Origin of the sequence: Acinetobacter sp. S4400-12, assembly GCF_024129495.1 — a bacterium.
Lineage (GTDB): Bacteria > Pseudomonadota > Gammaproteobacteria > Pseudomonadales > Moraxellaceae > Acinetobacter > Acinetobacter lwoffii_C.
This window is the reverse complement of record NZ_JAMXYB010000048.1, coordinates 1-12,661: the sequence shown is the minus strand read 5'-3', so window position 1 is coordinate 12,661 and position 12,661 is coordinate 1. Positions and strand designations below refer to the sequence as shown.

The window sequence follows — 12,661 nt, the reverse complement described above, 5'->3', positions numbered from 1 at the left end:
ATCGTCCAAGAAAAAGACTCGGCTTTAAAAGTCCGAGTCAGGTATTATGGCAACAACATGGTGTTGCACTTCAAATGCTAATCTAAGAAATTAATAAAGTTAGAACATTTATACTAAATTGCAATAAAGATGATTTCTGAGAGACTCAGTTACACCCATCGGATTCTTAAATAGCGACGGATTTGCTTTAGAAATTTTCAATAAGTTGTTTGAAATTTAAGAAAAAAATCATTAATTACACAAAATAATTCGGCACTATTAAACACTAGGGCTTAAGGTTTTGTGTGGTAACTCAACTAATGGCTCTAGTCCTTTTATCTTTCAAGTCAATTTCTTATCCACGATTCGCGGTTAAATTAAATTCTAGACTGTTTGTCTAACCATGCCTGCAACCCAGACCAACTTTTAAAATCATCCACTGCACGCACGAGACAATTTGGATTGCGTTCTAATAGCATTTTACTCAAGGCACTGCCTGGCCCAATTTCTAATACCATATCAGGCTGGTTTTCTTGTATTACTGTTAAACAGGCATCCCAGTCAATAGCATGATTCATTTGGTGAATCAGCGCATTAACTGCATCTGTGGTCTTAAAAAACTTATGTCCACCCGAACCGCTAATCATGGCCGTGCATAAACGAGCGAAGTCTTGTTGCTGTAAAACCTGCTGATATGGCTGAACTGCAGCATCCATCCATACAGTATGCGATGCAATGGTAACATTCAACCGTTTAACAAAACGTGTTCCTCGCAATTCAAGTTGCTGAACCAGCTGTTGTAAATTGGCATCAGCTCCGCCCACGACAAAACTACTATCACTCAGTTTAATGGAAAGTGAGGTTGACGTTTCAGTCAATAATGGTTCAAGCGTATTAAGATTGATTCCCTGGACAGCTATTAAGCCACTTGCGTCCTGCGCAGCTGAAGACATCAACGAGGCACGCTGCTGGGCTAAATACAGGCCTTGTTCCAAACCTATCTGTGTTGCACAAATGAGTGCACTTAACTCTCCAAGAGAATAACCTGAGAAGCTCATAAGGTCCCCAATCTCAGGTTTTAACTTTTGCCAACGACACCATTGCAAAGCAAAAATAAAAGGCTGCGCGAACTCATTCGGATACAGATCAGCTTCAGTTAAATCTGAATAAAATAGCTTCGGCAAATACAGTTCTAATTCATCTACTACTTGCAGTTCTTTCGCCATGCTTCGGAGCTCATGCACATGCGCTAAGTTCTGAAGTCCTTGACCACTAAATATGATTGCGAAATTCATTTTCTACCTTTATCAAGAACAAAGTTACTCCCAGTAAATCCGCACTACCACCTGGACTTAAACGATGTTGAACAAAATAATTTTCTATTTTAGACACATCTTTTACCCAGTGCTGTTGTAGTACACCACCTCTTACTAAAAACTGTTTTGCTATATCCTGCACAAGATATAAGGCCGATAAACCGCCGCGCCAAACAATATTGGTATCTTGTACATAAGCCATAAGGCTGAATAGGCTTTGAATTGAAGCCTGTTGGATATTGGCTGTTTTGGCGTAAATGTCGATATATGCTGGTAGAGCAACCTCCATCACTGTTTTGAAACCTGAAGCTACTTCTTCAATCGCGCCTGTGATGCCATATTGGCTACGCATACGTTGCCCATGACTATTCGGGTCACGTTGCAAATGATTTAATAGATCATGACGCCACGTATTTTGAATTTTTTGACTGATTGAGCCTGCGTTCAACTGACTGTTGGCTGCTAAACACTGTCCTACTGCAGCACTGGCAAAACCCAAATTAAAAATCGCACCTTTATGCGTATTAATCTGTCTTGTTGCCCTCAACATTTTCTGTTCAGCTAAAATGCCACACTGCCGAATCTTTTCTAATTCAACATTGCGATAGCCATTTAAAAATTGCGCCTGAAAATAGCCTTGTAAAGCATCGACACTGGATTGGAATAAGCTAAAGTCCATATCACTATGACTGCCCTGAGAACCTGGACAAACCAAACCGGGCTTATGTTCTAAGCTAGCTTCATCCAATAGTGCCATACAAGCCAGATGGTCTAAGCGTTCAGCAGTACTGATAATATTCGGATATAAAACTTCACCTAATGCTAGCATATGCATATTCAAGATTCCCTTCAAATAGTTGTTCTAATCTCAGCATATCCACACGCTGAATTCCTTTTACAATCACTTGCTGTTTCATTACAGGAAAAACTGTAATTAACTCATTAAATGACACATGCCAGTCTGGATGGATTTGAATCTCGCCGTCTAAATGAACTGAACTCTGTGCTTGGACTTGTTGTATCAACTGTAAAATTTCCGGCACATGATTTTGATGCTGTGGATATAACAGCACATCTAAATCTGAAACCGGTCTGACATAGGCCTCCCGCGTGAGAGCTTGGTAGGCATAAGAGCCATAGACATATACTTCACAGCCCCGTTGTTCTAGCTTGTCTGCAAAATCACTTAGGATCTCACGCTGGAGGATCTGTAAGTCAGCTTTTAACAAGGCCCGTAGAGAAAGCGGTCGAGTGATCTGTTCAATATCGTATTCTTCGACCCAACAGGCCACACGATATTTATAACCTTTCACCAAACAGTTGATCGCCAACTTCACCTGTCCCGCATCCAGCCCTTCCTGCCGGCAAACAGTCATTGGAACATGTTGACTCAGCAATTGAGACACTTTCAGTTTCACTGTTTCAGGTAAAGAAACATCCAAAAATTGTAAAGTGGCTGAATCACGCAGATAAGCAAAGTCATGACGATCCATATCTGCTTTCCTTAACTATGAACGACTTTCTCGATTATGTTATTACACAACACGCGTCCTTGACGCTGTTGCCCAACTATACGACGTTGATCCACAAGATAAGATTCAATATGTTGTTGTTGATTTAACAGCACTTGGCTAACCCAATCGGTCTCCAAATCTGGCCAAATGGCATTGATTGCACCCATCTTGTAAAAGTTTTCCGCACCGGGAGCAAAAATAGCTGAACTTTGTGAAAGTTCTTTTAACTTATCAGCGGGAATTTTTGTCACCCGTGCCATCGCGTTTAAGTCCATGACTTTCACTTGGGAATCACTCAGTGCATAGACTTCGTTCGCCATTAAGCCATAGGAAAGGAATCCACCACTGACGGCTTGGCCAAAAATAATCGCGAGGTTGGCGTGTCCACTTCTGCGCAGTAAATCTACACAGGATGCCAAATGGGCAAAGGTTCTGTTTAAGCAGAGTAATTCATCTGCGCGAGAAAGGTCCTGGCCTTGCGTATCCACAATAAACACCACGGGTGTTTGTTGCTTCTGCTGTACCAGCTGTAAGATTTCACCTGCCAGTTCCATGGCAATCTGTTGGTTAATGGGTGCTGCATTGACTGTGCCGAGAATCCGCACCGGACCTGCGTCGGTCTGAGCACTACCCTTAATCACATAACCTTCGATCTGATAATTCAGTTGATGAGGAAACAACTGTTGTAAAAGTAATTCTGTATTCATGAGCTCATCCTTGCTTTAACAGTACAACTTCATGGGCAGACAACATCGGAATTTTTTCTGGCTGGGAAATTCCCATTTCGTGCCAGATTTGTAGACCATCATTTTTACCGAACCAGTGTTGGTACTGCTCTTCAAGCTGTTGTTGCTGTCGCAATAATTGTTCTAAGTCTAAAGGAGCTACCTTAGCGTCGAGTTGCGTTAAAATTGCATCACGAATGTCGACAGTATCATCCTCAACCAAAGCCTGTACGTGATTCAGCAAATAACGATGTTTACCGCCTGTAACACGCCAAACCAATGCACGATCTTTCGAGTCAAACTCTTCTACGCCTTTGACCGTTTCAATCACTTCTGGGCCAGATAGCGCCAAACGCCCTTCTTCGGTCATGATGATGGTACTGCTCAAACAAGCGCTGATACCCATACCACCGAAAGCGCCACAGATTCCGCCAATTACGGTAATAATCGGAATACCTGCATTTCTTACCTGCAACATCGCACGCATAATTTCGGAAATGGCGATAAGACCAGCATTGGCTTCATGCAGACGCACGCCACCTGAGTCCACAAAAAACAGTACCGCTTGCGCCTGATCTTGAATAGCCTTATGCAAGAGACCAACAATTTTCGCCCCGTGGATTTCACCCACAGCACCGCCCATAAACTGGCCTTCTTGGGCCATAATATGCACTGGTGTTCCATTCAAACGCGCTGTACCAATAATCACGCCATCATCAAAACTTCCCGGAATATCCAAAGCAGAGAGATGTGGGCTGACTTCAACCTCAGTTGGCTTTAATATTTCATTAAAACTATGAGTATCGACGACCGCTTGAATACGCGCACGTGCGGTTTTTTCATAAAAACTGTTTTTGAGCATCACTTGATCCATGTTCTATACTCCCTTAAACATAGATATTGCTTGGCTTAAGCGCAGGTTCACTACCGCTGGAGTCGCCCCCATATCATTTAACTGAAATTTAAGCCCTGCCACCGCATGACGTTGTGCAAACTCATTCAGTACAGACTGCCAAACATGTTGAAAACCGACCGCTGATGTAGTGACTTCAATCTGACAAATATCCGCCTGATCATGCTGTGAAACCAATACTTCTAAATTTCCAGAACCGACCACGCCACAAATCACTGCAGCTTGTTCAGCACTCAGCGGTGCTGATTGCAATTCAAATTTTAACTTTTCCATGTCGATCACCAGTTTCTAAAGCGACTTGGGGGACTATATAAACCACCCGACCATTTAACTAAATCTTTTACCGATTTTGCCGCTAACAAATCACGGCTGGCCTGTGTTGGATCGATATCCAAATCTTCTGGACGTTGAATAATACCGCGCTGGCGTAACTCTTCCACTTTGGCATCATCACGCTGCATACCAACCGGGGTATAACCTGCCACACCACGAATCGCTTGTTCACGTTCTTCAGGTGTGCGACATAACAGTAAGTTGGCAATACCTTCTTCCGTCACAATATGGGTTACGTCTTCGCCATAAATCATGATTGGCGGGAGTTCGCTCTCCATTTTTTTCTGCAACTGCCACGCATCTAACTCTTCTACAAATACAGGATGCATATGTTCACGGTAGGTTTCGACCAACTGCACTACTAACTTACGTCCTTTAATGAGTTTACCGTCGACCGCTTCACGACCTGCTTTGGTATAGGCATGACTGGCATGACGGCGCCCATGCGGGTCAGAACCCATATTCGGCGCGCCGCCAAAACCAGAAATACGGTCTACGGTTGCAGTTGAACTGTTACCCTGTAAGTCAATCTGTAGAGTCGAACCAATGAAGAGATCACAAGCATATAAACCTGCAGTCTGGCTAAAGGCTCGATTGGAACGCATGCTGCCATCACTGCCTGTAAAGAAAACATCTGGACGTTCTTTAATATAGTCTTCCATCCCCACTTCAGAACCGAAGCTATGAATCGAATCGACAAATCCACTTTCAATGGCTGGAATCAAAGTCGGATGTGGATTTAATGCCCAATTGGTACAGATCTGTCCCTTTAATCCTAAGGATGCTGCATAGGTAGGTAACAGTAATTCAATCGCAGCAGTGTCAAAACCAATGCCATGATTTAATCGCTGAATTTTATAAGGTGCATATATTCCCTTAATGACCATCATTGCCATTAAAATTTGCACTTCAGTAATTTGTGCAGGGTCGCGTGTGAATAACGGTTCTATATAGTTGTACTTAGGACTTTCGATATAAAAATCGACCCAATCGGCGGGTACATCGACACGCGGTAACTTATCTACAATTTCGTTCACCTGTACAATCACAATACCACTTTTAAATGCAGTTGCTTCAATAATTGCAGGTGTATCTTCAGTATTGGCACCTGTATAAAGGTTACCTTCACGGTCGGCCGCATGTGCCGTAATCAAACACACATTTGGTGTCAGATCAATAAAGTAACGTCCATACAGCTCTAGATAAGTATGGATTGAACCAATACTAATTTTTTGCTGCTGTACTAACTGGGCCAGACGTAGACTTTGTGGGCCTGCAAAGGAAAAATCGACCTTAGAAGCAATACCTTTTTCAAAGACATCAATATGACTGGGTAAAGCCAATACCGACTGTACGATATGTAAGTTATGAATCACCTCTGGATTACACTGGCTTAAACTTTTGGATAAAAAATCGGCCTGCTTTTGGTTATTTCCTTCCAAACACACACGATCCCCACTGGAAATCACGGTTTCCAAAAGTTCAATCACACGAGCATGCTCTACTTGTTTTGTAAATCCTTTTTCTTTAGCAAGAGCCAGTTTTTCTTGTCTACGGGTGCGTTGCTTATCCCATAAGCGCGTCTTAACCATTTGGTTCATAAGGTCACCTGTATGCTGTGCTTAGCCGAAGATGGCATTGATTGTGAGAAAAAAGACAGATGGTCCAAGTAAACAACCAAGACCGGTATAAAAGGTTGCGACCAGTGCACCATACGGCACTAAACGCACATCAGTTCCTGCTAAACCTGCTGCTGTACCACTGGTCGTCCCCGCCATGCCACCAAAAACCATGGCAGAACGTGGACTTTTGAGATACATAAATTTTGCAAAGATTGGCGTGCCTACCATAAAGAATACTGATTTAATTAAACCAATTGCAATCGACAGCGCGATGACTTCAGAGCTTGCTCCAACGGCTGTGCCCGTAACTGGTCCAACGATATAGGTCATCGCCCCTGCACCAATTGTGGTCATCGAAACAGGATCTTTATAGCCCATCAACCATGCCACCATTGCACCAATCACAAACGGAATCACACAGCCAAGTCCAAGCGCGGTCAAACCCACTTTTCCTGCTTTTTTCACTTCTTTGATGTCGACTTCAAACGCCGTTGATGCAATGGCTAAGTCACGAATCATGGCACCACCGAGTAAAGCAAAACCTGAGAAGATAGCGATATCTGAAATACCCTTTTCACCTTGAGTATAAATCCCTGCGAAATAGGCCAAGACTAGCCCCAGGGTGATGGCGATGGCTGAGCTTTGTAACTTACCTTTGGTGAGATATTTCGACAAAAGATGCGACACATACATCATCAAACCAGTCACTGCGAGTGCCGCGACGAGGGCATTTTTGGTAAAAACCGTAATTATTTCTTCCATCGCATTTCTTCCTTGTAAGCGTACAACTGATTATTATTTAGTGTTAATCCAACACCGTTATCCTTAAGCGGCTTTTTCATTCTGCTCTACCGCCCATTCATAGCTTTCATAATCGCCACTGGATTTATTCAACCAACGAATCACCAAGACGGTACCAATCAAAGACGCAACCGAAACAATCAGGCCCAACATCCCGCCTGACATAGCAGCAACTACGTTTTGTCCTGCCGACATAGCGACTACGATTGGGATATACATACCTGACCAGTACAACACACCAAATTGAGTCACTTGAGGTAAGTGCCCACGCTTAGCTAAAAGCTCCTTCGATAAAATTAATAAAATCATGGCGATTGCCACACCACCTACATTGGCTTGAACACCAAGGGCAATTCCGAGAGCATTGCCTAGATAAACACCAAGTAAATGGCAGACTGCCAGTATGGCTGTTCCGTAAATAATCATTGCTGAATCCTCCCTGGATCATGCAGCACTTCTAATAATCTGACTTATAATTTGCTATAGTTATAGCTTATCTGTATCCAGTGATACAATACTTTGCACTCAAATAAACATAAATTGTATACAATTTTTTTGGTGATGTATGACTTCAATTGCTGAACTCCCTCTTTCTATTCAAATTAGTAAAAAGTTAGAGGATGATATTATTTATGGCTTTTTCCTGCCTGGGACTAAGCTGGATGAACAAGAGCTGTGTAAACGCTATGGTGCCTCACGTACCCCGATTCGTGAGGCATTAAAGCTATTGGCTGCTGAAGGTTTGGTTGAAATTCGCCCACGTCGTGGCGCAATTATTCCAGCCATTAACCCACTCACCCTTTGTGAAATGTTCGAAGTGATGGCTGAATTGGAAGCCATGTGTGGACGACTGGCTGCACGACGTATTCAACCTGAAGAAAAGCAAGAATTACAGAAGTTACATCAGTTATGTGAGGACTATTTAAATCAGAACGATTCAGAAAATTATTATGAGGCCAATCGTTTATTTCACTTTGCCATTTATCAAGCTAGTCATAATTCCTTTTTAATTGAACAAGCCTGTACTTTACACAAACGTTTGCACCCGTACCGTCGCCTACAACTCCGCGTCAACCATCGAATGAATCATTCTTTTGCAGAACATAGCGAAATCTTAGAGGCCATTTTTGCGGGTCATGAGCAAGAAGCTGAGGCTTTACTGAAAGCACATGTGGTGATTCAAGGTGAGAAATTTACCGACTTTATTTCAACCTTAGATCATTTAAAATTATAGATATCTATGGCGGTATCAGATTTGGATTTTCTAGGGCGTGTCCTCATTTGGCTTTGCACCAAATAAACATGCAAGCAATGTGAATCATAGGCTGATAATTTCGTGCAAGCTTATCAAATCGGGTAGCAACCATGTAATCGCATAGTATCTTGAATTTTCTGCCAGATATCATCGGTAAGAAGAGTGCGTGCCATTGAAAATGTAGAAATAAAAATAACTCAAAGGAGGATTTTAAGTATTTAAAACCAATTCTTCAAATGAGGACATGCCCTAGTTCACGTAGTAAATGTGATGTTATACTTACCGATAGGACATTACATACGTCAGTCAAACAAAATAAAGGCTCGTTGGTATTGCTCAAGACAACACGAATGCCATGCTCATTAAAATTAAAAATAGCTGGGTTCATGCTGCCACCTCTTTAATAAGCTCATACCGTGCATGTCTGCCAATACCTGACTTATTACGCTCATAATGAGTCACAATGTCATAGCCTGCATTTCGTAAACGCTGAATGATTGCGCTCAGTCGGTAGCAGTTGAATAGGTCGATAGCCTCGGCCTGTGAAATAGTTTTGCCTTGCTTGAGGTGTGCTAGGACTTGCTTTAATTGGGTGTTATTCATGTTCTTATGCTCCCATTCCTGACAATGCATCAGACAGCTTGTGAATGGTTCCGATATGAACTATCAAAACATCCTTAGTATCTGCATGTTTCATCATGTCAGCGTGTTCTTCACGTAGCCCTTTGACTGTTCCGCTAAAGCCTCGAACCTCTAAAAACTTCATAGACTCATCATTTACGATCAAGTCGGCTTCTTCATCCGAATCACCAGTCGGACAATATGAGGCAAGGGCATAGGCGTATAGATCGGCTGGGTCTGTGATACTCAGTACATCAAGTACCAGTTGTGTGAAGGTCTTTAGCTTGTTGGCCTCGGCCTTTAGGTAGTCATCAATTGAGTAGGGCTTTAAAAATACTTCTCGGCCTAGTTCAGAGGCTCGGATAGAAACACGGTCGAGTAGGTCAATTGCCTGCTCAATCTGTTTTGTATTGGCTTCTGTTTTAACTTCATCTGTGAAGCATTCAAGGGCCAGACAGGCGAAATCGGACACATCAATAAAAAGGTTCTTTATCTGTTCGCGGTTTATTTCACGGCTGATCTGCTCAAGTTTGCTTTGTGCCTGCTGGGTGATGCTGATTGCATCCTGTAGGGTAATTTCCATGATTAAGCCTCCATAGCTGCAAGGCTTTGCTTTTGGCTGTTATGCCACTCTACAAGCTCGGCATAGTCAAAATAGACTGGAGCCTGTTTGGTATCCCCTGTTTTGATTGGTCGCGGAAATGCTGCATCAGTACGCACGATATGACGCAATGATTCACGGCTTATGTCCAGTAGTTCACAAGCGGTTTTGAATTGGACGCAGATTGGTTTGATAGTCATAAAAAAACCCATACATGAAAGAATATGGGCGAGTATGATTTTCTACGTATATCTAAAAAGGAAAAAAGCTAAATATAAAAAAATAGAAATTTTCACAAATCAATTTTTTCTAAATTATATAAACTCACCAATCTGCGCATTTCTTTGGATTGAGAATAAATCAGTAATGGTGGTAAAAAATTTTCATCTAAATTTTTAAAAACACTTTCACCTTTTTCACCGTTTGGAAAGAGTGATATAGCAAAAACAGATTTTTTAATTTTATGCTTTTCTATCGCCTGCCAAAAATACAAATCTAGATAAGCAAAGATTCTATACTCATTAATTTTATTAACTAATGTATTAGGGTCAGCATCTAATAAATCTTCCTCATAAGAAATGTTGTTATTTGATACTTGCATCCTCTTTCTGTTTAACCACTGCTCAAACTGCCTTAATAGAAACGCATTTGTAAAATTTAAGTTGACTTCAACTAATGGATTATCAGTTAGATTATTATTTTTCATGTTTTTTACGTTCAATGAAAATAATGAGCCTCTACAATCATCTACAATTTCACGTGTTAAACCCTCTCTATCTTCATGAGCAAAAAGTAGCTCTTGCTCGTTATCATCATTACGTGTAAAACCAAAAGCAAGAATTTCTGACTTGATAAAATTTCTATGAATTTGGGGTAGTGCAAAATAATTCCTAGCCACCTCAATGGCCGTTAATTCTTTGATAGGTTTTGTTTCTGTATGTTGAATAAATCCATTCATGAAAATACTAAAACATAAATCAATCGGCTCTATAAGAGGGTTTTCATCAACTAATTGAATATCAAATGGTTTTAAAGGATTCTTTTGAAGATTAGTAAACATAAAACAGATTATTTCCTGTCTTATAGTTTCAGAATTTCCAAAAAACTTCTTATCAGATAATTTCAAATTTCCTTTCAGTTCAAAAATAAAATCTTGGTAGTGGGCATGTTCATGATTTACAACTTGGACTTTCAATCTATTTGTTAAAAATCCGTGTAGAATTTTACGATAGATAAGATTAGGCAAAATTTCTGTAGCATTTAATTGATTTTCAATATATTTTTCTAGAACGAACCATTCAGGCATATCTGTTTTAAACTTGATATAAGCCATCTTTGCCTCCCACAGCATCCCCAAAATGATGCTAAGCGAATCGGATTGGGTGTCCGACTTTCGCCCCGTCAGGCTAGACTTAGCAAACTGAATATAATCTATATTTACCTTTATTTGTGCATTTATTGGCTAGTAGCGCGACATATATTCTCATTTAGCCTTTTTAAACTGGATGATGCTCTGATCTGCGATTTCTTCTAAATGGTTCGCGTACCATTGCATCATATTAGCCCTGTCCTGTAGGTACTGGGCCTTGTTATACACACCTGCCACGCCGTCCTTTACATGGGCCAGTGCTGCTTCAATATGACGTTCATCAAAACCACGATTGTTTAACAATGTGCTGGCAATATGCCTAAATACATGTGGAGTCTGTCTGCCTTCATACCCCATACGGCGCAAGGCCATAATAAAAACGGTATCTGACTTTGGCTTGCTCTTATCTGATCTGCTCGGAAATAAATATTCAGAATTGGTTTGGTAGGTCTGCAATTCTCTTAATATGGCAATTGCCTGTACAGATAACGGTACAATATGCTCCCGGCGTTTCTTCATACGCTCGGCTGGGATATTCCATAAGCCTTGTTCCAGGTCGAACTCCTGCCATTTGGCTTCCCTTAGCTCGGTAGGTCGGCAGAACAGCATAGCTAAAAGCTGTAGGCCCATCCGATCGTCCATAGTTGGGTAAGTATTGATTGCTCTTAATAACGCAGGTAACTCCAGCTCACTGACATGTGACATATTTTGTTTTACGCCTTGTTGCAGGAACTTTTGCAGGCCCTCTAATGGGTTGTAATCAATACGGCCTGTCACCTTTGCAAAATCGTATATATCACGACACATAGCCCGAACTCGGTTTACCTGCTCGTATATCCCCTGTTCCTGCTGGATGCCTTTTAAATGGTTCATCCATTAAATCGGCTTTATGGTGGTGTACAAACGTTTGCCAAAAACTGGAAATATATGTTTTTCTAATGCACCTTTATTTCTAGTCATGGTGTCCTTTACCCATGATTCCTTCTTAGTGTCTAGCCATTCACGAGCCAATATCTCAAAAGTAGCGTTATTTTTCTCAAGTTCTTGGAGTTTTCTTTCTTGCTTGGAAATGATGGGATTATCGCCGTGTGATATGTCTTGAATTATCTCAGATATTTTTTTTCTTGCGCCTTTGCCTGACAATTCAGGATAAGCCCCTATCCCAAGCCATGACCATTTACCATCTGCTTTTTTATATCTGAACAGCTATACTTTTTTGCCATCAGGCTTCACACGAAAATATAAGCCTTCGCCGTCCAGTTCCCGATACTCTTTTGACTCAGGTTCTAGGTTAGCCAGTACGGTATCTGATAACGGTCTGCGTTTTATATCGGCTCTTTTCATGGCTTGTACACCAGCGGATTCAATAAATCTTGCAATGTACAAGGCAGTGTACACGGTGCATGTACACTGTGGCTAGTTATATTTGGTTATGTTTAGGCAAGAAAAAAGGCTTAATCCCTTTAGAATCAAGCCTTTTCGTTTTAAAACTTGGCATATTTTGCCATGTTTTGTTGGGTATTTGGTGGAGGTGGCGGCTACCTAATTCAGCTATTAAATATCTAATTTTTAAATAAAATTCTTATAAAAATCTGTTTACGTATAACTCCTG

14 protein-coding genes and 2 pseudogenes are annotated in these 12,661 nt (G+C 41.3%); 1 reads left to right on the top strand and 15 read right to left on the bottom strand.

Annotated features, from left to right (window positions below):
• Nucleotides 1-116: 116 nt before the first annotated feature.
• The 10 genes and pseudogenes from NI461_RS13140 to madL all read right to left on the bottom strand — a co-directional run.
• A pseudogene (locus NI461_RS13140) lies at nt 117-266 on the bottom strand (IS982 family transposase); the annotation flags it as partial.
• A 90-nt stretch (nt 267-356) separates the two neighbouring features.
• The gene (locus NI461_RS13135; RefSeq protein ID WP_253150996.1) at nt 357-1,205 is read right to left on the bottom strand and encodes an acyltransferase domain-containing protein; all 849 of its coding nucleotides are present in this window, start codon (nt 1,203-1,205) and stop codon (nt 357-359) included.
• Between the two features lie 46 nt (nt 1,206-1,251).
• A complete protein-coding gene (mdcB, locus tag NI461_RS13130) occupies nt 1,252-2,130 on the bottom strand; it encodes a triphosphoribosyl-dephospho-CoA synthase MdcB (protein WP_253150994.1) in 879 nt (292 codons plus the stop codon).
• Nucleotides 2,108-2,788, bottom strand: coding sequence for a malonate decarboxylase holo-[acyl-carrier-protein] synthase (mdcG, locus tag NI461_RS13125; RefSeq protein WP_253150992.1), 681 nt, complete (start codon nt 2,786-2,788; stop codon nt 2,108-2,110). The genes mdcB and mdcG overlap by 23 nt, the downstream gene beginning before the upstream one ends.
• Nucleotides 2,789-2,799: 11 nt before the next feature.
• Entirely contained in the window at nt 2,800-3,516 is a 717-nt protein-coding gene (gene mdcE, locus NI461_RS13120; protein ID WP_253150990.1) for a biotin-independent malonate decarboxylase subunit gamma, read from the bottom strand.
• Nucleotides 3,517-3,520: 4 nt separating this feature from the next.
• The gene (locus NI461_RS13115) at nt 3,521-4,408 is read right to left on the bottom strand and encodes a biotin-independent malonate decarboxylase subunit beta (RefSeq protein ID WP_253150989.1); all 888 of its coding nucleotides are present in this window, start codon (nt 4,406-4,408) and stop codon (nt 3,521-3,523) included.
• Between the two features lie 3 nt (nt 4,409-4,411).
• Complete coding sequence (gene mdcC, locus NI461_RS13110; RefSeq protein ID WP_016166424.1) at nt 4,412-4,720, bottom strand: malonate decarboxylase acyl carrier protein; 309 nt, start codon at nt 4,718-4,720, stop codon at nt 4,412-4,414.
• Nucleotides 4,721-4,725: 5 nt separating this feature from the next.
• The gene (gene mdcA, locus NI461_RS13105; RefSeq protein WP_253150987.1) at nt 4,726-6,381 is read right to left on the bottom strand and encodes a malonate decarboxylase subunit alpha; all 1,656 of its coding nucleotides are present in this window, start codon (nt 6,379-6,381) and stop codon (nt 4,726-4,728) included.
• Between the two features lie 21 nt (nt 6,382-6,402).
• Nucleotides 6,403-7,164, bottom strand: a complete 762-nt coding sequence (madM, locus tag NI461_RS13100; protein ID WP_253150985.1) for a malonate transporter subunit MadM — start codon at nt 7,162-7,164, stop codon at nt 6,403-6,405.
• Between the two features lie 63 nt (nt 7,165-7,227).
• A complete protein-coding gene (gene madL / locus NI461_RS13095; RefSeq protein ID WP_253150983.1) occupies nt 7,228-7,629 on the bottom strand; it encodes a malonate transporter subunit MadL in 402 nt (133 codons plus the stop codon).
• Nucleotides 7,630-7,768: 139 nt separating this feature from the next.
• Here madL and NI461_RS13090 point away from each other — a divergent pair, with 139 nt between their 5' ends.
• Nucleotides 7,769-8,437 carry a GntR family transcriptional regulator gene (locus NI461_RS13090; RefSeq protein ID WP_253150981.1) on the top strand — a complete coding sequence of 223 codons (669 nt, stop codon included), beginning with the start codon at nt 7,769-7,771 and terminating at the stop codon, nt 8,435-8,437.
• 405 nt (nt 8,438-8,842) lie between these two features.
• On the opposite strand, the gene NI461_RS13085 is transcribed toward NI461_RS13090, so the two are convergent.
• From NI461_RS13085 to NI461_RS13065, 5 genes and pseudogenes are all read right to left on the bottom strand, one after another.
• Nucleotides 8,843-9,061 carry a helix-turn-helix domain-containing protein gene (locus NI461_RS13085; protein WP_160232519.1) on the bottom strand — a complete coding sequence of 73 codons (219 nt, stop codon included), beginning with the start codon at nt 9,059-9,061 and terminating at the stop codon, nt 8,843-8,845.
• Between the two features lie 4 nt (nt 9,062-9,065).
• On the bottom strand, nt 9,066-9,662 hold the full coding sequence (locus NI461_RS13080; RefSeq protein WP_253150979.1) for a hypothetical protein: 597 nt from the start codon (nt 9,660-9,662) through the stop codon (nt 9,066-9,068).
• Between the two features lie 2 nt (nt 9,663-9,664).
• The gene (locus NI461_RS13075) at nt 9,665-9,880 is read right to left on the bottom strand and encodes a transcriptional regulator (RefSeq protein WP_253150977.1); all 216 of its coding nucleotides are present in this window, start codon (nt 9,878-9,880) and stop codon (nt 9,665-9,667) included.
• A 92-nt stretch (nt 9,881-9,972) separates the two neighbouring features.
• Complete coding sequence (locus NI461_RS13070) at nt 9,973-11,013, bottom strand: DUF6387 family protein (RefSeq protein WP_253157544.1); 1,041 nt, start codon at nt 11,011-11,013, stop codon at nt 9,973-9,975.
• Between the two features lie 150 nt (nt 11,014-11,163).
• A pseudogene (locus tag NI461_RS13065) lies at nt 11,164-12,393 on the bottom strand (tyrosine-type recombinase/integrase).
• Nucleotides 12,394-12,661 lie beyond the last annotated feature (268 nt).

Bases quoted from the DNA above. Each gene is read 5' to 3' on its own strand.
- NI461_RS13135 (WP_253150996.1), bottom strand. From the start codon at position 1,205: ATGGCGAAAGAACTGCAAGTAGTAGATGAATTAGAACTGTATTTGCCG.
- mdcB (WP_253150994.1), bottom strand. From the start codon at position 2,130: ATGCATATGCTAGCATTAGGTGAAGTTTTATATCCGAATATTATCAGT.
- mdcG (WP_253150992.1), bottom strand. From the start codon at position 2,788: ATGGATCGTCATGACTTTGCTTATCTGCGTGATTCAGCCACTTTACAA.
- mdcE (WP_253150990.1), bottom strand. From the start codon at position 3,516: ATGAATACAGAATTACTTTTACAACAGTTGTTTCCTCATCAACTGAAT.
- NI461_RS13115 (WP_253150989.1), bottom strand. From the start codon at position 4,408: ATGGATCAAGTGATGCTCAAAAACAGTTTTTATGAAAAAACCGCACGT.
- mdcC (WP_016166424.1), bottom strand. From the start codon at position 4,720: ATGGAAAAGTTAAAATTTGAATTGCAATCAGCACCGCTGAGTGCTGAA.
- mdcA (WP_253150987.1), bottom strand. From the start codon at position 6,381: ATGAACCAAATGGTTAAGACGCGCTTATGGGATAAGCAACGCACCCGT.
- madM (WP_253150985.1), bottom strand. From the start codon at position 7,164: ATGGAAGAAATAATTACGGTTTTTACCAAAAATGCCCTCGTCGCGGCA.
- madL (WP_253150983.1), bottom strand. From the start codon at position 7,629: ATGATTATTTACGGAACAGCCATACTGGCAGTCTGCCATTTACTTGGT.
- NI461_RS13090 (WP_253150981.1), top strand. From the start codon at position 7,769: ATGACTTCAATTGCTGAACTCCCTCTTTCTATTCAAATTAGTAAAAAG.
- NI461_RS13085 (WP_160232519.1), bottom strand. From the start codon at position 9,061: ATGAATAACACCCAATTAAAGCAAGTCCTAGCACACCTCAAGCAAGGC.
- NI461_RS13080 (WP_253150979.1), bottom strand. From the start codon at position 9,662: ATGGAAATTACCCTACAGGATGCAATCAGCATCACCCAGCAGGCACAA.
- NI461_RS13075 (WP_253150977.1), bottom strand. From the start codon at position 9,880: ATGACTATCAAACCAATCTGCGTCCAATTCAAAACCGCTTGTGAACTA.
- NI461_RS13070 (WP_253157544.1), bottom strand. From the start codon at position 11,013: ATGGCTTATATCAAGTTTAAAACAGATATGCCTGAATGGTTCGTTCTA.